Here is an 18453-nt window from a genome sequence, read left to right as displayed (position 1 = left end):
CGTGAGACGTAAATTCTTGGTGCTGCTGGAAACGCTGGTAATTCTGGCAGGCCTGACCCTGGGCTATGCCGCCTGGAAAGTGCATAGCGCACTGGACCAAACCCTTAATGTCGCCCAGGAGGAACTCCTGGACGTACCGTCCGGTTCCACCCCCACCGGCACCTTCAACCGCATGCAGGCCAAAGGCACGCTGCGCGATGCATTCTGGCTGCGGGTCCACTGGCGCTTCAACCTGGCCGGTCAACCGCTGCACAGCGGTGAATACCGCCTCACACCAGGCATGACCCTCAAGGACTTGCTGGGCGTGTGGCAGCGCGGTGAAGTGGTGCAATACAGCCTGACCCTGGTCGAGGGCTGGAACTTCCGCCAGGTGCGTGCGGCCCTCGACAAGCAGGAAAAGCTCAAGCACACCCTGGCCGGCCTGAGCGACGCCGAGGTCATGGCCCGCCTGGGTCACGATGGCGTGTTCCCCGAAGGTCGGTTCTTCCCCGATACCTACAAGTACGTGCGTGGCATGAGCGACGCCGACCTGCTGGGCCAGGCCTATAGCCGCCTGGACGAAGTGCTGGCCAAGGAGTGGACCGACCGTGCCCCGGACGCGCCCTATGACCAGCCTTACCAGGCACTGATCATGGCCTCGCTGGTAGAGAAGGAAACCGGCGTGCCCCAGGAGCGTGCCGAAATCGCCGGCGTGTTCGTGCGTCGCCTGGCTACCGGCATGCTGCTGCAGACCGACCCCACGGTGATCTACGGTATGGGCGAGCGCTACACCGGCAAGCTGACTCGCGCCGACCTGCACGAAGCCACGCCCTACAACACCTACACCAATGCCGGCCTGCCGCCCACGCCGATCGCCATGGTGGGCCGTGAGGCCATCCATGCCGCGCTGAACCCGGCCAGCGGCAGCAGCCTGTATTTCGTTGCCCGCGGCGACGGCAGCCATGTGTTCTCCGATGACCTGGAAGAGCACAACAATGCCGTGCGCGAGTTCCAGCTCAAGCGTCGTGCCGACTACCGCTCCAGTCCCGCGCCCATCCCTGCGCCGGCCCAGGAGCCTGGCGCCGAGCCTGCCGCCGTGCCACCGGCCAGCCCTGACACAGCGACGGACCCCAGCGGCGACGCCCCCCAAGATTCGAAAAAGGACAGCCAGTGACCGGTTTATTCATCACCCTTGAAGGGCCCGAAGGCGCGGGCAAGAGCACCAACCGCGAATACCTGGCCCAGCACCTGCGTGCGGCCGGGCTGGATGTGGTGCTGACCCGCGAGCCTGGCGGCACGCCGCTGGCCGAGCGCATCCGCGAACTGCTGCTGGCCCCCAGCGACGAAGCCATGCACGCCGACACCGAGCTGTTGCTGGTGTTCGCCGCCCGTGCCCAGCACCTGAGCGAAGTGATTCGCCCGGCGTTGGCGCGTGGCGCCGTGGTCCTGTGTGACCGGTTCACTGACGCAACGTACGCCTATCAAGGCGGCGGCCGCGGCCTGAGCCGGGCGCGTATCGCCAGCCTGGAAAGCTTCGTGCAGGGCGACCTGCGCCCCGACCTGACGCTGGTGTTCGACCTGCCGGTGGAAGTGGGCCTGGCCCGCGCCACCGCCCGTGGCCGCCTGGACCGTTTCGAGCAGGAAGGCCGTGCCTTCTTCGAGGCCGTGCGCAACACCTACCTTGAGCGCGCCGCCGCCGCGCCTGAGCGCTACACCCTGGTCAACGCCGCGCTGACCCTGGCCCAAGTCCAGCAGCAACTGGACAGCCTGCTGCCCGGCATTGAGGCGCGCGCCCGTGGCTGAGGCCTACCCGTGGCAGGACAGCCTCTGGCAGCACCTGGCCGGCCGTAACCAGCACGCTCACGCCTACCTGCTGCATGGCCCCCAGGGCATCGGCAAGCGCGCCCTGGCCGAGCGCCTGATGGCGCTGCTGCTGTGTCAGCAGCCCGCGGGCCTGGCCGCGTGTGGGCAGTGCAAGTCCTGCCACCTGCTGGCCGCGGGCAGCCACCCTGACAATTACATCCTGGAACCTGAAGAGGCCGACAAGGCGATCAAGGTCGACCAGGTGCGCGACCTGGTCAGTTTCGTGGTGCAGACCGCGCAGCTGGGCGGGCGCAAGGTGATCCTGATCGAGCCGGTGGAGTCGATGAACATCAACGCCGCCAACGCCTTGCTCAAAAGCCTTGAAGAGCCGTCGGGCAACACCGTGTTGCTGCTGGTCAGCCACCAGCCCAGCCGCTTGCTGCCCACCATCAAGAGCCGTTGCGTGCAGCAGGCCTGCCCGCTGCCCAGCCGGGCCATGAGCCTGGAGTGGCTGGCCGGTGCCTTGCCCGATTGCACGCCTGAGCAGCGCGAAGAACTGCTGACCCTGGCCGCCGGCTCGCCGCTGGTCGCCGTCAGGCTGCAAGCCCAGGGCGTGACCGAACAGCGCGCGCTGGTGGTCGATGGCGTCAAGAAGCTGCTCAAGCAACAGGCCTCGCCCACGCAACTGGCCGAGGGCTGGAACGCCATTCCGCTGTTGCTGCTGTTCGACTGGTTCTGCGACTGGTCCAACCTGATCCTGCGCTATCAGTTGACGCAGGACGAGGAGGGGTTAGGCTTGGGGGATATGCGCAAGGTGGTTCAGTACCTGGCGCAGAAGAGCGGGCAGGGCAAGGTCCTCACCGTTCAGGACTGGATTCTGGCCCAGCGCCAGAAGGTGCTGTCCAAGGCCAACCTCAACCGGGTGTTGTTGCTCGAAGCCTTGCTGGTGTCGTGGGCAGGTTTGCCCGGCCAGGCATGAAGAGCGTAGTGGGGCCCGCAGCGGCGGGCCTTCGGAAGTAGGCGCAATCGAGGAATACCAATGAATCAGCCAGTCAGTCCCGGCCCGCGCAACGGCATCCTGTCCCTGACCATCAAGGACAAATCGGTGCTGTACGCCGCCTACATGCCATTTATCAAGAACGGCGGGCTGTTCATCCCCACCACCAAGAGCTACAAGCTGGGCGATGAACTGTTCATGCTGCTCAACCTGATGGACGAGCCGGAAAAGATCCCGGTGGCCGGCCGTGTGGCCTGGATCACCCCCAAGGGCGCCCAGGGCAACCGTGCCGCCGGTGTCGGCGTGCAATTCAACGACGGTGACAACACCGCCCGCAACAAGATCGAAACCTACCTGGCCGGCGCCATCAAGTCCGACCGCCCCACTCACACGATGTAAGTCTGCTCATGCCCATGCTTGTCGATTCCCACTGCCACCTCGATCGTCTGGACCTGGCCCAGCACGACGGTTCCCTCGATGCCGCCCTGCAGGCAGCCCGTGACCGCGGGGTGGGGCACTTCCTGTGCATCGGCGTCAGCGCCGACAACGCCGGTGCCGTCAAGGCGGTGGCCGAACGCTACGCCGACGTCGACTGCTCGGTCGGTATTCACCCGCTGGACCTCAAACCTGGCGAGGCGCCCGCCTTGCAGTGGCTGCTGGACGAGCTGGATCACCCGCGCGTGGTGGCCATCGGCGAGACCGGCCTGGACTACCACTACGAGCCCGAAGCGGCCGAGTTGCAGCAGGCCTCGTTCCGCCTGCACCTGGAAGCGGCGAAGGTCACTGGCAAGCCGGTGATCATCCACACCCGTGGTGCCCGTGCCGATACCCTCGACCTGCTGCGCGATGCGCAACTGCCCCAGGCTGGCGTGCTGCACTGCTTCACCGAAGACTGGGACATGGCCAAGGCTGCCCTGGACATGGGTTATTACATTTCCCTGTCGGGCATCGTCACCTTCCGCAACGCCGACGCCCTGCGCGACGTGGCGCGCCAGGTGCCGGCCGATCGCCTGCTGGTGGAAACCGATTCGCCGTACTTGGCGCCAATCCCGCATCGTGGCAAGCCCAACCTGCCGCAGTACGTGCGCGAAGTCGCCGAGTTTCTGGCGCTGGTGCGTGGCGAGTCCTACGAGCAGTTGGCCGAGCAGACCACCGCCAACTTCAAGCGGTTGTTTCCGCTGGCGCACGTCCAACCCTGACGCCCTGCCATACACCGTAGCCGCTGCCGATAGGCCGCGCTGGCCCAGTGCCTCGCCGAGAATCTGCGGTGGACCCTAGGGCCAGCGCAGCCTGACGGCAGCGGCTACAGGAACGCCGGGCAAAAAAAACCCGGGTTCTGGGGGGTGAATCCGGGTTAAGACCATTAGGAGTAATACAAAGGCGAACGGTCCCTGGCCACCTTTATCGGCGTGTCACTTGGGGGGTATGAGCGCGCCGACACTTGAAGTATTGGCTACCTTTTGTACAACGCCACTGTCGATTGAGCATTTTTTAAACAGATTTGGAATACGCCCGCGTCCATTGAGTGCTCTTGGCAAGGTCGAACGGCAAAGCGTCAAAAACTTGATGGGGATTTGTACCGGCACGTGTCCACAAACAGGCTTATCGTTGGAACTTCCGTGCAATTTGCTGCAAGTTAGGCATAATACCGGGCTTCGATTTTGATCCAGTTCATCTTATGCAGAAAGAACCTCGTAAGGTCCGTGAATTTCGTCGCCGCGAGCAAGAGATCCTCGATACCGCGCTCAAGCTGTTTCTCGAACAAGGTGAAGACAGCGTCACCGTCGAGATGATCGCGGATGCCGTAGGCATCGGCAAAGGCACGATCTACAAGCACTTCAAGTCCAAGGCGGAGATCTACCTGCGCCTGATGCTCGACTACGAGCGCGATTTGAACGAACTGCTGCATTCGGCCGATGTCGATCGCGACAAGGAAGCCCTGTCGCGCGCCTACTTCGAATTCCGCATGCGCGACCCCCAGCGCTATCGCCTGTTCGACCGCCTGGAAGAGAAGGTGGTCAAGGGCAACCAGGTGCCGGAGATGGTCGAGGAGTTGCACAAGATCCGCGCCTCCAACTTCGACCGCCTGACCCTGCTGATCAAGGGTCGCATCAGCGAAGGCAAGCTCGAAGACGTGCCACCGTACTTCCACTACTGCGCCTCCTGGGCCCTGGTACACGGCGCCGTGGCGCTGTACCACTCGCCGTTCTGGAGCAACGTGCTGGAAGATCAGGAAGGCTTCTTCCAGTTCCTGATGGACATCGGCGTGCGCATGGGCAACAAGCGCAAGCGCGACAGCGAACCCTCCGCCTGACCTGCCTTGCTTTGGTTGGGTTCACTTCTGTGGGAGCGGGCTCTGCCCGCGAAAAGAATACGGCGAACTTCCAGATGTACTGCGCCATCCTTTTCGCGGGCAGAGCCCGCTCCCACGGGGGGCGCGTATACTTATTCCGATGGGGGCTTGCCAAATCCTGACTTTTCGGTCAGATTTTCGCAGTCCGCTTCCCCATGCCGGAGTCATCATGATCGTCGATCGTCAAGGCAGGCGTTTTCGCAATCTGCGCGTCAGCCTGACGGCCGCCTGCAACTACGCCTGCACCTACTGCGTACCGGACGGCAAGCGCCTCGTCGCCGCCCAGGATGAACTGTCGGCGGCAACCCTGGTGCGAGGCGTGGCTTATCTGATGGAAGCCGCCGGTATCGAGCGCTTGCGCGTTACCGGTGGCGAGCCCCTGGTCAGTCCCAAACTCGACGATTTCCTGCGTGGCGTAGCCGGTCTGGGGCTGAGCGACATCAGCCTGACCACCAACGGCCAACTGCTCTCGCGAAAACTGCCGCTGCTACTGGAAACCGGCATCTGTCGCATCAACGTCTCCCTCGATACCCTGGACCCGGACGCCTTCCGCAGCATCGCTCGTGGCGGCGACCTGCGCACCGTGCTCGATGGCCTTGAGCGGGCGAGGGCGGCGGGGTTGAAGGTCAAGATCAACATGGTGCCGCTGCGCGGGCGCAACATTGATCAGGTGGTGCCGTTGCTCGGCTACTGCCTGGACCGCGGCTTCGAGCTGCGTTTCATTGAATTGATGCGCATGGGTCACCTGGCCAGCGATGCCAATGCCTTTCACGCCCAGTTCATCAGCCTGGCACAATTGCTTGCGCTGATCGGTGAGCACCATGAATACCAGCAGGCCAGTGCGCCGGTAGACGCCACGGCCATCCGCTACCAAGTACCGGGGCGTGGTTATTTTGGCGTGATCGCCAACGAGAGCGTACCGTTCTGCCGCACCTGTTCACGCCTGCGCCTGTCGTCCACCGGCTGGCTGCATGGTTGCCTGTCATCCAGCAACCGTCACTACGTCGGTGACCTGCTGGACAAGCCCCGCCACCAGGCCTTGCCGGCCCTGCAGGGCTTGCTGGTCAAGGCCTTGGGCGACAAGCAGGCCGTGGCTTTTTCCGGCGGCGCCACGGTGATGAAGATCATCGGCGGCTGAAGGGGTCAGACTGGCGCAAAAGCTGCATCACGCGGCTATTCGCCGGTTTTCCGTCACCGGCCTCTGGAGGAAAGATGCGTAGCCTGATCTTGTCGCTCGCGCTGTTGGCGCTGAGCGGCTGCATGAGTGTCAGTGACATGGGGCAAGTCACCCACGATCAATTGAGCGATGCCGGTGTGCTGAACCACAGCAATACCCGTCGCCTGAATAATTTTCGCCTGCAGCCTGACTCGTTCATCTACATCGGCCAAGGTGCCTTTGCCCCACCGGGCAGCGCCTACCCCAAGCCTAACGTAGTGGCCGAGGCGGCCTTCAACGGCTTTATCGACTACTTCCCCATGGTGCGCCGTGCCCGCACGCCGCTGGGTCTTGAGCAGGCCCTGGGCGAGGCGCGCAGCGCAGGTGCCAGCTACCTGCTATACACCCGTTTTGCCAACGCTGACGACCGCATCGGCAACTCCGATGAGTGGGCCGACCAGGAAGCCGTCGACCGCCTGGGCGTGGACAACGGCACCATCCAGGTGATGCTGATCGAAACCAACACCCGCTACCTGATCGACAGCGCCACCATCCGCATGCGTGGCGGCCTGCTGAGTATCCACAACCAGAAGCCGGAAGATTTGCTAGAGCCGCCGCTGGAGGATTACGCTCGTATGCTGTTGGGCATGAGTCGCCCGTAACGGTATACAGGAGCAAGGCATGAGCGGTGCAGGCAAGGCCAATGATCTGCTGGCGCAGATCCCCAGCAGCGGCAAGGGCCTGCCGCCCGTGCACCTGTGGAACCCCGACTTTTGCGGCCACATCGACATGCGCATCGCCCGGGACGGCACCTGGTACTACCTGGGCACGCCGATCGGGCGCAAGCCGATGGTGCGGTTGTTCTCCACTATCCTGCGTCGTGATGGCGATGACTATGTGCTGGTCACGCCGGTGGAAATGGTCGGGATCACCGTTGATGACGCGCCCTTTGTCGCGGTGACCCTGGAGGTTGAAGGGCAGGGCGAGGACCAGGTGCTGCGCTTCGTCACCAACGTCGAGGACAGTGTCGTGGCGGATGCCGAGCATCCGCTGCGCGTCGAGATCGATCCTGTTACCCAGGAGCCATCGCCTTACGTGTTGGTGCGCAGCAACCTCGAAGCGCTGGTCCATCGCAATGTGTTCTACCAGCTGGTTGAACTGGCTACCGTGTGCGAAGTCGACGGCCAGCGCTGGCTGGGTGTGTGGAGCAGCGGCCAGTTCTTCCCAATCGGCCTGGAGCCCTAGCGCATCGCCGTCGTAGCCGCTGCCGCCAGGCTGCGCGGGCCCTGTGCCTCACTGCAGACCTTCAGGGTTGGCGCCGGCCAGCGCAGCCTGGCGGCAGCGGCTACACCATTGGCCACCCCATCTTCCCGTCCATTGGCACTGTAGCCGCCCCGCAAACGCGCCTATCTTCACCTCATCCCCCAAGAGGCCACGAAGATGAACATCCGCATCCTGCTAGCCACCGCCCTGCTGTCCACCAGCGCCTTCGCCCACGACAACGTGCATATCCTGCAACAACAAACCCCACCCAACGCCCCCGGCCAGCAAGCGATCATGCTCACCGTCGACTACGCCCCCGGCCAAGCCTCCGACGCCCATAGTCACCCTGGTTCGGTGATGGCTTATGTGCTGGAAGGCAGCGTGGTATCGCAGTTGAAGGGCGAGGCGCCTGTGACCTACAAGCAAGGGCAGTATTGGTATGAGCCAGCGGGCACGGTGCACCTGGTGTCGCGCAACGCCAGCAAGACCAAGCCGGCGAAGCTGCTGGTGTGGGTGTTGAAAGGCGAGTCGCAGCAGGTGTTGGAGCCTTACAACCAGTAATGGAATTTGACTGACGAAGGCTGCGCTTCCCCCCGAATATTGGCGCCATTTCGGGGGGAGACTTTCATGAGGAAATTCGCGTTTGTCAGTGAGGCGGCGGCCCGCGAGTACAAGGCCCTGCCTGAACATGTTCAGGATGAATTTGGCAAGGATCTCCGTCGAATCCAGTACGGCGATCAGTCAGCGCTGGTCAGCAAGCCGTTGGCGGGCACTGTGGGTCCCGGGGCGCTGGAATTGGTGCTCAACGGCAGTCCGGCCTACCGATGCGTCTACATCGTAAAGTTTGCCGACACGCTATTCGTGCTGCATTCCTTCATCAAAACCACGAATCGGACGGACCGCCGTGCCATGGCTGTGGCGCAATCGCGCTTGAAGGAGCTGATGTGCTTGTTGCGTGAGAGCCGCGTCAGTTCCCAGTGACCTGTGAAATAACTATCTGTGGCTGAGTCTGGTTGCCGTCTGCTGCCATCGTAAAGTGAGTCCGAAAACCCAGCTTGTCGAGCATGTCCATCATCGAATCGACGGTGAATTTTTCGATTTTGCCGTTGGCCAGCTCCGAAATGCGCGATTGCGTGACGTCGAGGCGGGTCGCGGCCTCGGTTTGGTTGAGTTTCATTTTCTTGAGGCAGTCGGTGATGAAGATGGACAGGTCCATCTTCAAGGCCATTTTACTGGCAGTTTCTTCGTCGTGGGTGACGTGGAAAGGGCTGTCGTAGTATTTGAGCGTCATGGCGCGGCACCAGAGTTATCTAAAATTTTAGATAATGTACTTCGACAGTCGTGCTCAGCGCAACCTTGGCTTTGTTGATGGGGTGGCTGAAAATGTTGCACAACGCTAGCGCGATGAAGGTGCGGTATTGATGATACGCCCCCGTCTAAGGGCCGTTCGGGCTGCCCAAACTTCCTCCTTGAGGTCACTTTCATCGATGGTCAGCGATTTGCCGTCGACATGAGCGAAGATTTGAAAGTGTATGCGCGAACTGTAGCCGTTGCCGTAGGTTGGTCCGTTGTATTGCCGGCGGGATATATCGGGGGCGTTGCCTCGCGAGGAGGGGGCCTGAAGCAGGGTCGGTGATCGCGATTTTTCACTGCCCCAGAAACGACAAAACCCCTCTAGAAGAGGGGTTTTGCTAAATTTTGGCTCCACGACCTGGACTCGAACCAGGGACCCAATGATTAACAGTCATTTGCTCTACCAACTGAGCTATCGCGGAATCTGGTGCCTATGTTACTGATTCAAAAGGAGAAGTCAACCCTTTCGTTAACTTCTCCCGCTGAATGGCATCACAGCACCGCAACGATCGCCTTGATCACACGATCAATGTTGCTTTGGTTCAGCGCGGCCACGCAGATGCGGCCGGTGTCCAGTGCGTAGATGCCGAAGTCGCTGCGCAGGCGCTGGGCCTGGGCAGCGGTTAGGCCCGAGTAGGAGAACATGCCGCGCTGCTGGCCGACGAAACCGAAGTCGCGGTTGGCACCGGCAGCGGCCAGGCCTTCGACCATCTGGTTGCGCATGCCGCGGATGCGCAGGCGCATTTCGGCCAGTTCGGCTTCCCACTGGGCGCGCAGCTCAGGGCTGTTGAGCACGGTGGCGACGATCATGGCGCCGTGGGTAGGCGGGTTGGAGTAGTTGGTGCGGATCACACGCTTGACCTGGGACAGCACGCGGGTGCTTTCTTCCTTGGACTCGGTGACGATCGACAGGGCGCCCACACGCTCGCCGTACAGCGAGAACGACTTGGAGAACGAGCTGGAAACGAAGAAGGTCAGGCCCGACTCGGCGAACAGGCGCACGGCGGCGGCATCTTCGTCGATGCCGTCACCGAAGCCCTGGTAGGCCATGTCCAGGAACGGTACGTGGCCCTTGGCCTTGACGGTTTCCAGCACTTTTTTCCAGTCTTCCGGGGTCAGGTCGACGCCGGTCGGGTTGTGGCAGCAGGCGTGCAGCACAACGATCGAACCGTTGGGCAGGGCGTTCAGGTCTTCGAACAGGCCGGCACGGTTGACGCCGTTGGTGGCCGCGTCGTAGTAGCGGTAGTTCTGCACCGGGAAGCCGGCGGTTTCGAACAGGGCGCGGTGGTTTTCCCAGCTTGGGTCGCTGATGGCAACCACGGCGTTGGGCGAGAGCTGCTTGAGGAAGTCAGCACCGATTTTCAGTGCGCCGGTGCCGCCAACGGCCTGCACGGTCACTACGCGGCCTTCGGCCAGCAGGGGCGACTGGGCGCCGAACAGCAGTTTCTGCACGGCCTGGTCGTAGGCCGCGATGCCGTCGATCGGCAGGTAGCCGCGGGCAGCATGCTGGGCAACGCGTGCGGTCTCGGCTTCGACAACGGCGCGCAACAGGGGAATTCGCCCTTGTTCGTCACTGTAAACGCCCACGCCCAAGTTGATCTTGTCGGTGCGGGTGTCGGCGTTGAACGCTTCGTTCAGGCCCAGGATAGGATCGCGGGGTGCCAATTCGACAGCAGAAAACAGGCTCATTTTTACCGTAGCTCTGATTGGAGGGTAATGGGGGGTACACCACTCCAAAAATGCACTAGAGCGGTGCACAAACGGGGAGTCAGTATAAAGATCCTTGCTGTCACCTGCGACAGGTTGCAGCACCTTTTGCCGCCTATTTGCGCTTTTTTTTACCACCGTTAGTCATTTCAAACACGGCGCGGTCCAAACTCCGTGTAGGCAATGTCTTGAAAGCGGCGCCGAAAGACGCCACTTGGGGTATAAGTACTGTCTATAAATACAGGCGCGTTTTCGCCCCTGTGGTCGTTTTCATCCGTAGGCGTTTTCCTACCGGTGACCCAAGAGGTTCGTCATGTCCGAGTTCCAGCTCGTCACCCGTTTCCAGCCCGCCGGCGACCAGCCCGAGGCCATTCGCCTGATGGTGGAAGGTATCGAGGCGGGCCTTGCGCACCAGACCTTGCTCGGCGTGACGGGCTCGGGCAAGACTTTCAGCATCGCCAACGTGATCAGCCAGGTGCAGCGGCCAACCCTGGTGCTGGCGCCCAACAAGACCCTGGCGGCGCAGTTGTACGGCGAATTCAAGGCGTTTTTCCCCAATAACGCCGTGGAATATTTCGTTTCCTACTACGACTACTACCAACCCGAAGCCTACGTGCCGTCCTCGGACACCTTCATCGAGAAGGACTCGTCCATCAACGACCACATCGAGCAGATGCGGCTGTCGGCCACCAAGGCGCTGCTGGAGCGCAAGGACGCCATCATCGTCACCACGGTGTCGTGCATCTACGGCCTGGGCAGCCCCGAGACGTACTTGAAGATGGTGCTGCACGTGGACCGCGGCGACAAACTCGACCAGCGTGCGCTGCTGCGCCGCCTGGCTGACCTGCAGTACACGCGCAACGAGATGGATTTTGCCCGTGCCACCTTCCGTGTGCGCGGCGACGTGATCGATGTGTACCCGGCCGAATCGGACCTGGAAGCCATCCGTATCGAGCTGTTCGACGACGAAGTGGAGAGCCTATCGGCGTTCGATCCGCTGACCGGCGAGGTGATCCGCAAGCTGCCGCGCTTCACCTTCTACCCCAAGAGCCACTACGTGACGCCGCGCGAAACGCTGCTGGACGCGATGGAGGGCATCAAGGAGGAGTTGAAGGAGCGCCTGGACTACCTTCGCGACAACAACAAGCTGGTCGAGGCGCAGCGCCTGGAGCAGCGCACCCGCTTTGACCTGGAGATGATCCTGGAGCTGGGCTACTGCAACGGCATCGAAAACTACTCGCGCTACCTGTCGGGCCGCCCGGCGGGTGCGCCGCCGCCCACCTTGTATGACTACCTGCCACCGGATGCGCTGCTGGTGATCGACGAATCCCACGTCAGCGTTCCCCAGGTGGGGGCGATGTACAAGGGCGACCGCTCGCGCAAGGAAACCCTGGTGGAGTACGGCTTCCGCCTGCCATCGGCGCTGGACAACCGACCCATGCGTTTTGACGAGTGGGAAGGGGTGAGCCCGCAGACCATCTTCGTCTCGGCCACGCCAGGCAAATACGAAGAAGAGCATGCTGGCCGTGTGATCGAACAGGTTGTGCGCCCCACCGGCCTGGTTGATCCGCTGGTCGAGGTGCGGCCGGCGCTGACTCAGGTGGACGACTTGTTGTCGGAGATCCGCAAGCAGGTGGCCATCGAGGAGCGCGTGCTGGTCACGGTGCTGACCAAGCGCATGGCCGAAGACCTCACCGATTACTTGGCCGACCATGATGTGAAGGTGCGCTACCTGCACTCGGATATTGATACCGTGGAGCGGGTGGAAATTATCCGCGACCTGCGGTTGGGTACCTTTGATGTATTGGTGGGCATCAACCTGCTGCGCGAGGGGTTGGACATGCCCGAGGTGTCGCTGGTGGCGATCCTTGATGCTGACAAGGAAGGCTTCCTGCGTTCGGACCGCTCGTTGATTCAGACGATTGGCCGGGCGGCACGTAACCTCAATGGCCGGGCAATCCTGTACGCCGACCGCATGACCGGATCGATGGAGCGCGCGATTGGTGAGACCGAGCGTCGTCGCGAGAAGCAGGTGGCCTTCAACGAGGCCAACGGCATCACGCCCCAGGGTGTGGTCAAGGACGTGGCCGACATCATGGAAGGCGCCACCGTCCCCGGTTCGCGCAGCAAGAAGCGCAAAGGCATGGCCAAGGCCGCGGAAGAAAACGCCAAGTACGAAAACGAACTGCGCTCGCCGAGCGAGATCACCAAGCGCATCCGTCAGCTGGAAGAAAAAATGTACCAGCTGGCCCGCGACCTGGAGTTCGAAGCGGCGGCGCAGATGCGCGACGAAATTGCCAAACTGCGCGAGCGCTTGCTGAACGTCTAGCCCTTTAGCCGCTGCGGTTGTCTGTGGGACCGGGCGAAGCTCGGGAAGCAGGCGACGCGGTATCCAGTTTGGCCCGTTCCCGAGCTACGCCCGGTCCCACAGGTTCAGCCCCGCTGGAAATCTCCAGTGTCCACACGGGCCAGCGCAGCCTTCGGCAGCGGCTACGCGTACTGCGGTTGTCTGTGGGACCGGGCGAAGCTCGGGAAGCGGACGACGCGGTATCCAAGTTGGCCCGTTCCCGAGCTACGCCAGGTCCCGCAGGATCCGCTCTGTAGCCGCTGCCGCCAGGCTGCGCTGGCCCTCAGCCCCGCTGGAAATCTCCAGTGTCCACAAGGCCCAGCGCAGCCTTCGGCAGCGGCTACGCATGCTGCGTTGTCTGTGGGACCGGGCGAAGCTCGGGAAGCAGGCGGCGCGGTATCCAAGTTGGCCCATTCCCGAGCTACGCCCGGTCCCACAGGTTCAGCCCCGCTGGAAATCTCCAGTGTCCACAAGGCCCAGCGCAGCCTTCGGCAGCGGCTACGCATGCTGCGTTGTCTGTGGGACCGGGCGAAGCTCGGGAAGCAGGCGACGCGGTATCCAGTTTGGCCCGTTCCCGAGCTACGCCCGGTCCCACAGGTTCAGCCCTGCTGGAAATCTCCGGTGTCCACACGGGCCCGCGCAGCCTTCGGCAGCGGCTACAGGCCTGTGCATCAACCCCGCGGGGTGATGTCACGCTCCACCGGCTCGGGATCCGCATCAAACCCCTGCGGGTACTTGCCCTTCAAATTCCACGCAAAGGCAATGATCTCGGCAATGGTGCGGTACAGCGCCTCGGGGATACTGTCGCCCAATTCCAACCGCGCCAGCAGCTTCACCAGCTCGGCGTTCTCGTAGATCGGCACTTCATATTCCCGCGCTATGGCCAGAATGGCTTCGGCCAGTTCGTCATCACCCTTGGCGGTCAGTGTCGGTGCCTGTTGGCCGTCGTAGGTCAGGGCGATGGCCTGGCGGGGAGGGGTGTGGTTCATGCGGTTTCGTCCACCCAGCGTTGTTCCAGTTGCGTGCGCGGCCCCTGGGGCGGGGTGCCCTGGTGGCAGTGCAGTTCGGTGACGGCCAGGCCCTGGGCCAGCAGGCGTTCGCGCAGGTTGCCCAGTTGGCTGTCGATCAGCTGCGCGGTGGCCGGCCATTGCGCCCACAGCTGGCCGCTGAGGCTGCCACGCAGCAGTTGTGCCTGGATTTGCAATGGGCCCAGCGGGTCAAGGTCGAAAGCCAGTTCCACGCGCCACAGCGGGTCGCGCTGTTCGGGCGGCTGTTCGGCCTGCTGGCGCGGTTCGTTGGGTTCGTCCTCGCGCTGCACGCGCACTTGCAAGGGCACGATGTCCTGCTGATTGCGCATGGGGATTTCCAACTGCCAGGTGGTCAGGATCTTGCCGTCATCGCTCATGCCGCTCTGTTCCAGGCTGGACAACTGGTGGCTCTGCAGGCGCGACACGGCGGCGGAGGCCAGGCGCAGCAAGTGCTCCAGATCATTCTCGCCATCGAAACTGCCCAGCAGCCGCGCCGGCAGCGGAAACCCGTTGGCCGGCTTCTCGCCGACCTGGCCCAAGGTGCCGAGCGCACTGCGCACATAGCCGGGCAGCGCGTTAGCCAGCGCCTTGGCGGCATCGGCCGGATTGAACGGGGCGTTGCCGGGCAGGTTGGGCAAGATCTGCGCCACCAGGCGCAGCAGGCTGCTTTTAAGATCGTCCGGCAGCGCGCCCCCCTGGGGCGTGGCCAGTTGCGCCTCCAGGAACAGGCCGCTGGCATTCAGCGCCTGGGCCACGCCGCGGGCGTCGGTCAACTGGCGGATGTCCGGCAGGCTGGCCAGCAGGCGGTTGGCGCTGGCGCGCAGGTCGTCACCCACCTCGCTGCTGTCCCCCAGGTTTTGCAGGGTCGCCAACAGGCCTTCCAGCGAACCTTGACGGCTTTGTTGAGCCTGTAATTGCTGGTTTACGGCCAGTTGTTCGAGGCGGCCGCTCAAAGGCACGAAGGCCAGGCTTTGCGAGCCCTGCACCTGGGCGCTGAGCAAACTGCCCAGGCGCAGCGGCCCGGGGCTGTCGATTTCCAGGGTACTGCCGGCCATGGCGGTGTTCATCAGGGTGACCAGCGAGCGGTAAGTGCCCAGCTGCGGCTGCAACTGGCTGCTGATCACCTTGCCCTGCACCAGGGTGCCCACCGGCAGTTGCTGGGTATCGAGTTGGGTCAAGGTGGCGACGCTGTTGCTCTTGGCCTGCTGCACCGTCACGGCCAGGTTGCCGGAGGCCAGTTGCGTCACGGTCACCTGGGTGCCCTGGGTCAGCGGCTGTTTGCTGGTGGCCTGCACGGTGGCCTGTTCGCCGCTGCTGGTTATCAGCGACAGCACCACCTGGAAAGTCTGGCCAGTACCGCCTTTACTCGACAGCACCTGGCCGCTGGCGCTGTCACCGACATCCAGCAGGCTGGTCAGCGGCGTCAGCACTTTCAGTACGTCGCCACTGCTGGCCGCAGTGCGCAAGGCGCCGGGGCTGGACAGCAGCGAGGAAAGACCGGCGATGTCACTTGTCATGGGAACCTGGCCTGTGGAAATTGCCATGATGGCAGTAGGGGGCGATATGTATAATGCGGCACCAACTTTTTCAAAGTCTGTATACAGTGTGCGCTGCTGAAGGTGTCAGCTTTGCAAAAAATGCGCCGTTGCCAGTTTAACGGCAACGGCGGCGCGCACTTGAACCGCAGCTGTACCCTTCATCCGATTGATAAGGCCATCGATTGACTCTTCCTCTCCAAGCCCAGGCACTGGCGTGCGAGCGCGACTGGCGGATGCTGTTCGAGCACCTCGAACTGTCCGTCGGGGCCGGTGACATGGTGCAGATCAGCGGCCCCAACGGCAGCGGCAAGACCAGCCTGCTGCGCTTGCTTGCCGGTTTGATGCAACCCACTGCCGGTCAGGTGCTGCTGGGCGGCAAGCCGTTGCAAGGCCAGGGCGCACAACTGCTGTGGATCGGCCACGCCGCCGGTATCAAGGACGTGCTCACCGCCGAAGAGAACCTGACCTGGCTGTGCGCCCTGCATCACCACGCCGACCGCGATGCCATCTGGCGGGCGCTGGAGGCCGTGGGCCTGCGCGGTTTCGAGGATGTGCCGTGCCACACCCTGTCCGCCGGCCAGCAGCGCCGCGTGGCCCTGGCGCGGCTTTACCTGCCCGCGCCGCCGCTGTGGATGCTAGACGAGCCCTTCACTGCCCTCGACAAGCAGGGCGTTGCGCAGCTGGAGGCCCATCTGGCCGCCCACTGCGAACAGGGCGGCATGGTGGTGCTGACCACGCACCACACGCTGACGGTAAAACCGGCCGGCTACCGCGAACTCGATCTGGCAGGGTGGGCAGCATGAGCGGCGTATTCATCACCCTGCTCAAGCGCGAGGCCCGCCTGCTGGTGCGTCGTCCTGCGGAGTTGATCAACCCACTGGTATTCTTTGCCATCGTCATCGCCCTGTTCCCGCTGGCCGTGGGCCCGGAAGCGCAGTTGCTGCGCACGCTGTCGCCGGGGCTGGTATGGGTGGCGGCGCTGTTGTCGGTGCTGTTGTCGCTGGATGGGCTGTTTCGCAGCGATTTCGAGGACGGCTCACTCGAACAATGGGTACTGTCACCCCATCCGCTGCCCCTGCTGGTGCTGGCTAAAGTATTGGCGCACTGGGCGTTTTCCGGGCTGTCACTGGTGCTGCTGTCGCCGCTGCTGGCGTTGATGCTGGGTTTGCCGGTCGCCTGCCTGCCAGTGCTGCTAGCCTCTTTATTGCTGGGCACGCCCGTGCTCAGCCTGTTGGGCGCCGTGGGCGCCGCGCTGACGGTGGGCCTCAAACGTGGTGGGCTGCTGCTGGCGCTGGTGATTCTGCCGTTGTACATCCCGGTCTTGATCCTTGGCAGCGGCGCTTTGCAAGCGGCGCTGCAAGGCATGCCGAGCGCCGGTTACCTGCTGTGGCTGGGTAGCCTGACCGCACTCGCGGTTACTTTGACACCCTTTGCGATAGCCGCTGGCCTGAAGATCAGCGTCGGCGAATAATGAAGCCGGCCTCCAAGAGGGCCGGCACGTTTCAGGATGCACCGTGATGAATAGCAGCGTGATCAGTTGGACATGGTTTCACAAACTTGGCTCGCCGAAGTGGTTCTACGGCATCAGCGGCCGCCTGCTGCCCTGGCTCAGCGTGGCCGCCGCCGTGCTGTTGGCCATCGGCGTGGTCTGGGGCCTGGCCTTCGCGCCCCAGGACTACCAGCAGGGCAATAGTTTCCGCATCATCTATATCCACGTGCCGGCCGCCATGCTGGCGCAGTCCTGCTACGTGATGATCGCCATCGCCGGCCTGGTGGGGCTGGTGTGGAAGATGAAAATCGCCGACATCGCCTTGCAATGCGGGGCGCGCATCGGCGCCTGGATGACCGCCCTGGCGCTGCTCACCGGCTCCATCTGGGGCAAGCCCACCTGGGGCACGTTCTGGGTGTGGGATGCGCGGCTGACCTCAATGCTGATCCTGCTGTTCCTCTACGTGGGCCTGATTGCCCTGGGCCATGCCATCAGCAACCGCGACAGCGCCGCCAAGGCCTGCGCGGTGCTGGCGCTGGTGGGCGTGGTGAACATCCCGATCATCAAGTACTCGGTGCAGTGGTGGAGCACCCTGCACCAGGGCGCCACCTTCAGCCTGACCAAAAAACCGGACATGCCGCCGGAAATGTGGCTGCCGCTGCTGTTTACCGCGCTGGGATTCTATTGCTTCTTCGGCGCCGTGCTGCTGATGCGCATGCGCCTGGAAGTGCTCAAGCGCGAAGCCCGCAGCAGCTGGGCCAAGGCTGAAGTGGCGCAGGCGCTGGAGGGTCGAGTATGAATTTCGCTTCATTCGGCGATTTTCTCGCCATGGGCCATCATGGTGCCTACGTCTGGTCGGCCTACGGCATCTGCCTGGTGGTGCTGGTGAACAACATCGCCGCGCCCGTGCTGGCGCGTCGACGCTATTTGCAGGAAGAGGCGCGCCGTCTGCGCCGGGAGAAAGGCAAGTGAATCCGCTGCGCAAGAAACGTCTGTTGATCATCGTCGGCCTGCTGGTGGGCCTGGGCGTGGCCGTGGGCCTGGCCCTGAGCGCGCTGCAACAGAACATCAACCTGTTCTACACCCCCACCCAGATCGCCAACGGCGAAGCGCCGGTTGACACCCGCATCCGTGCCGGCGGCATGGTGGAGAAGGGCTCGCTGGTGCGTTCGGCCGACTCGCTGGACGTGCGCTTCGTGGTCACCGACTTCAACAAGAACGTCACCATCAGCTACCGCGGCATCCTCCCGGACCTGTTCCGCGAAGGGCAGGGCATCGTTGCCCTGGGCAAGCTGGACGCCAATGGCGTGGTAGTGGCCGATCAGATCCTGGCCAAGCACGACGAGAAATACATGCCGCCGGAAGTCACCAAGGCGCTCAAGGACAGCGGCCAGTCGGCCGCAAACCCGGCTGCCGCGCCCGGCAAGGAAGGTTGAACCG

Annotated in this window: 21 protein-coding genes and 1 tRNA gene; 17 read left to right on the top strand and 5 right to left on the bottom strand. The window is 63.2% G+C overall.

Annotated features, from left to right (window positions below; genetic code table 11):
• Position 1: 1 nt before the first annotated feature.
• From mltG to ACZ9GA_RS20135, 11 genes are all read left to right on the top strand, one after another.
• Positions 2-1153 carry an endolytic transglycosylase MltG gene (gene mltG / locus ACZ9GA_RS20185; RefSeq protein WP_457361051.1) on the top strand — a complete coding sequence of 384 codons (1152 nt, stop codon included), beginning with the start codon at positions 2-4 and terminating at the stop codon, positions 1151-1153.
• Positions 1150-1782: a dTMP kinase gene (gene tmk / locus ACZ9GA_RS20180; protein WP_457361052.1), complete on the top strand. Its 633-nt coding sequence runs from the start codon at positions 1150-1152 to the stop codon at positions 1780-1782. Before mltG ends, tmk begins: the two co-directional genes overlap by 4 nt.
• Complete coding sequence (locus ACZ9GA_RS20175; protein WP_457361053.1) at positions 1775-2761, top strand: DNA polymerase III subunit delta'; 987 nt, start codon at positions 1775-1777, stop codon at positions 2759-2761. The genes tmk and ACZ9GA_RS20175 overlap by 8 nt, the downstream gene beginning before the upstream one ends.
• Before the next feature lie 60 nt (positions 2762-2821).
• The gene (locus ACZ9GA_RS20170) at positions 2822-3178 is read left to right on the top strand and encodes a PilZ domain-containing protein (protein WP_027977476.1); all 357 of its coding nucleotides are present in this window, start codon (positions 2822-2824) and stop codon (positions 3176-3178) included.
• Between the two features lie 14 nt (positions 3179-3192).
• Entirely contained in the window at positions 3193-3978 is a 786-nt protein-coding gene (locus tag ACZ9GA_RS20165; RefSeq protein ID WP_457363685.1) for a TatD family hydrolase, read from the top strand.
• Between the two features lie 479 nt (positions 3979-4457).
• On the top strand, positions 4458-5093 hold the full coding sequence (locus ACZ9GA_RS20160; protein WP_027977478.1) for a TetR/AcrR family transcriptional regulator: 636 nt from the start codon (positions 4458-4460) through the stop codon (positions 5091-5093).
• 208 nt (positions 5094-5301) lie between these two features.
• Positions 5302-6270 (top strand): GTP 3',8-cyclase MoaA, encoded by a 969-nt coding sequence (locus ACZ9GA_RS20155; protein ID WP_457361054.1) that lies wholly within the window; start codon positions 5302-5304, stop codon positions 6268-6270.
• Between the two features lie 74 nt (positions 6271-6344).
• Entirely contained in the window at positions 6345-6950 is a 606-nt protein-coding gene (locus tag ACZ9GA_RS20150) for a DUF4823 domain-containing protein (RefSeq protein ID WP_457361055.1), read from the top strand.
• Between the two features lie 19 nt (positions 6951-6969).
• Positions 6970-7533: a DUF1285 domain-containing protein gene (locus ACZ9GA_RS20145; protein ID WP_457361056.1), complete on the top strand. Its 564-nt coding sequence runs from the start codon at positions 6970-6972 to the stop codon at positions 7531-7533.
• Between the two features lie 195 nt (positions 7534-7728).
• Complete coding sequence (locus tag ACZ9GA_RS20140) at positions 7729-8112, top strand: cupin domain-containing protein (protein ID WP_457361057.1); 384 nt, start codon at positions 7729-7731, stop codon at positions 8110-8112.
• A gap of 66 nt (positions 8113-8178) precedes the next feature.
• Positions 8179-8532 (top strand): type II toxin-antitoxin system RelE/ParE family toxin, encoded by a 354-nt coding sequence (locus ACZ9GA_RS20135; protein WP_457361058.1) that lies wholly within the window; start codon positions 8179-8181, stop codon positions 8530-8532.
• Here ACZ9GA_RS20135 and ACZ9GA_RS20130 read toward each other — a convergent pair.
• From ACZ9GA_RS20130 to ACZ9GA_RS20120, 3 genes are all read right to left on the bottom strand, one after another.
• Positions 8519-8842: a helix-turn-helix domain-containing protein gene (locus ACZ9GA_RS20130; protein ID WP_457361059.1), complete on the bottom strand. Its 324-nt coding sequence runs from the start codon at positions 8840-8842 to the stop codon at positions 8519-8521. The genes ACZ9GA_RS20135 and ACZ9GA_RS20130 overlap by 14 nt on opposite strands.
• A gap of 408 nt (positions 8843-9250) precedes the next feature.
• A tRNA-Asn gene (locus ACZ9GA_RS20125) sits at positions 9251-9326 on the bottom strand.
• 70 nt (positions 9327-9396) lie between these two features.
• Positions 9397-10593, bottom strand: coding sequence for an amino acid aminotransferase (locus tag ACZ9GA_RS20120; protein ID WP_457361060.1), 1197 nt, complete (start codon positions 10591-10593; stop codon positions 9397-9399).
• Positions 10594-10924: 331 nt separating this feature from the next.
• Here ACZ9GA_RS20120 and uvrB point away from each other — a divergent pair, with 331 nt between their 5' ends.
• A complete protein-coding gene (uvrB, locus tag ACZ9GA_RS20115; protein WP_457361061.1) occupies positions 10925-12940 on the top strand; it encodes an excinuclease ABC subunit UvrB in 2016 nt (671 codons plus the stop codon).
• 689 nt (positions 12941-13629) lie between these two features.
• On the opposite strand, the gene ACZ9GA_RS20110 is transcribed toward uvrB, so the two are convergent.
• Positions 13630-13947 carry an EscU/YscU/HrcU family type III secretion system export apparatus switch protein gene (locus ACZ9GA_RS20110; RefSeq protein WP_457361062.1) on the bottom strand — a complete coding sequence of 106 codons (318 nt, stop codon included), beginning with the start codon at positions 13945-13947 and terminating at the stop codon, positions 13630-13632.
• Positions 13944-15503 carry a flagellar hook-length control protein FliK gene (gene fliK / locus ACZ9GA_RS20105; RefSeq protein WP_457361063.1) on the bottom strand — a complete coding sequence of 520 codons (1560 nt, stop codon included), beginning with the start codon at positions 15501-15503 and terminating at the stop codon, positions 13944-13946. The genes ACZ9GA_RS20110 and fliK overlap by 4 nt, the downstream gene beginning before the upstream one ends.
• A gap of 254 nt (positions 15504-15757) precedes the next feature.
• On the opposite strand from fliK, the gene ccmA reads away from it, so the two are divergent.
• From ccmA to ccmE, 5 genes are read left to right on the top strand one after another with little or no spacing between them, the layout of a single operon-like run.
• The gene (gene ccmA, locus ACZ9GA_RS20100; RefSeq protein WP_457363686.1) at positions 15758-16327 is read left to right on the top strand and encodes a cytochrome c biogenesis heme-transporting ATPase CcmA; all 570 of its coding nucleotides are present in this window, start codon (positions 15758-15760) and stop codon (positions 16325-16327) included.
• Entirely contained in the window at positions 16324-16995 is a 672-nt protein-coding gene (gene ccmB / locus ACZ9GA_RS20095; RefSeq protein ID WP_457361064.1) for a heme exporter protein CcmB, read from the top strand. The genes ccmA and ccmB overlap by 4 nt, the downstream gene beginning before the upstream one ends.
• A gap of 58 nt (positions 16996-17053) precedes the next feature.
• Complete coding sequence (locus ACZ9GA_RS20090; RefSeq protein ID WP_457363687.1) at positions 17054-17812, top strand: heme ABC transporter permease; 759 nt, start codon at positions 17054-17056, stop codon at positions 17810-17812.
• Complete coding sequence (ccmD, locus tag ACZ9GA_RS20085; RefSeq protein WP_457361065.1) at positions 17809-17985, top strand: heme exporter protein CcmD; 177 nt, start codon at positions 17809-17811, stop codon at positions 17983-17985. The genes ACZ9GA_RS20090 and ccmD overlap by 4 nt, the downstream gene beginning before the upstream one ends.
• On the top strand, positions 17982-18449 hold the full coding sequence (gene ccmE, locus ACZ9GA_RS20080) for a cytochrome c maturation protein CcmE (RefSeq protein ID WP_457361066.1): 468 nt from the start codon (positions 17982-17984) through the stop codon (positions 18447-18449). The genes ccmD and ccmE overlap by 4 nt, the downstream gene beginning before the upstream one ends.
• The last annotated feature ends 4 nt before the right edge of the window (positions 18450-18453 follow it).

The sequence above is a fragment of the Pseudomonas sp. TE3644 genome, from assembly GCF_056278815.1.
This window is presented reverse-complemented; position numbering and strand designations above follow the sequence as displayed.

Excerpts from the sequence above, each read along its gene's own strand:
- ACZ9GA_RS20170 (WP_027977476.1), top strand. The coding sequence starts at position 2,822 with ATGAATCAGCCAGTCAGTCCCGGCCCGCGCAACGGCATCCTGTCCCTG.
- ACZ9GA_RS20165 (WP_457363685.1), top strand. The coding sequence starts at position 3,193 with ATGCTTGTCGATTCCCACTGCCACCTCGATCGTCTGGACCTGGCCCAG.
- ACZ9GA_RS20160 (WP_027977478.1), top strand. The coding sequence starts at position 4,458 with ATGCAGAAAGAACCTCGTAAGGTCCGTGAATTTCGTCGCCGCGAGCAA.
- ACZ9GA_RS20155 (WP_457361054.1), top strand. The coding sequence starts at position 5,302 with ATGATCGTCGATCGTCAAGGCAGGCGTTTTCGCAATCTGCGCGTCAGC.
- ACZ9GA_RS20150 (WP_457361055.1), top strand. The coding sequence starts at position 6,345 with ATGCGTAGCCTGATCTTGTCGCTCGCGCTGTTGGCGCTGAGCGGCTGC.
- ACZ9GA_RS20145 (WP_457361056.1), top strand. The coding sequence starts at position 6,970 with ATGAGCGGTGCAGGCAAGGCCAATGATCTGCTGGCGCAGATCCCCAGC.
- ACZ9GA_RS20140 (WP_457361057.1), top strand. The coding sequence starts at position 7,729 with ATGAACATCCGCATCCTGCTAGCCACCGCCCTGCTGTCCACCAGCGCC.
- ACZ9GA_RS20135 (WP_457361058.1), top strand. The coding sequence starts at position 8,179 with ATGAGGAAATTCGCGTTTGTCAGTGAGGCGGCGGCCCGCGAGTACAAG.
- ACZ9GA_RS20130 (WP_457361059.1), bottom strand. The coding sequence starts at position 8,842 with ATGACGCTCAAATACTACGACAGCCCTTTCCACGTCACCCACGACGAA.
- ACZ9GA_RS20120 (WP_457361060.1), bottom strand. The coding sequence starts at position 10,593 with ATGAGCCTGTTTTCTGCTGTCGAATTGGCACCCCGCGATCCTATCCTG.
- uvrB (WP_457361061.1), top strand. The coding sequence starts at position 10,925 with ATGTCCGAGTTCCAGCTCGTCACCCGTTTCCAGCCCGCCGGCGACCAG.
- ACZ9GA_RS20110 (WP_457361062.1), bottom strand. The coding sequence starts at position 13,947 with ATGAACCACACCCCTCCCCGCCAGGCCATCGCCCTGACCTACGACGGC.
- fliK (WP_457361063.1), bottom strand. The coding sequence starts at position 15,503 with ATGACAAGTGACATCGCCGGTCTTTCCTCGCTGCTGTCCAGCCCCGGC.
- ccmA (WP_457363686.1), top strand. The coding sequence starts at position 15,758 with ATGCTGTTCGAGCACCTCGAACTGTCCGTCGGGGCCGGTGACATGGTG.
- ccmB (WP_457361064.1), top strand. The coding sequence starts at position 16,324 with ATGAGCGGCGTATTCATCACCCTGCTCAAGCGCGAGGCCCGCCTGCTG.
- ccmD (WP_457361065.1), top strand. The coding sequence starts at position 17,809 with ATGAATTTCGCTTCATTCGGCGATTTTCTCGCCATGGGCCATCATGGT.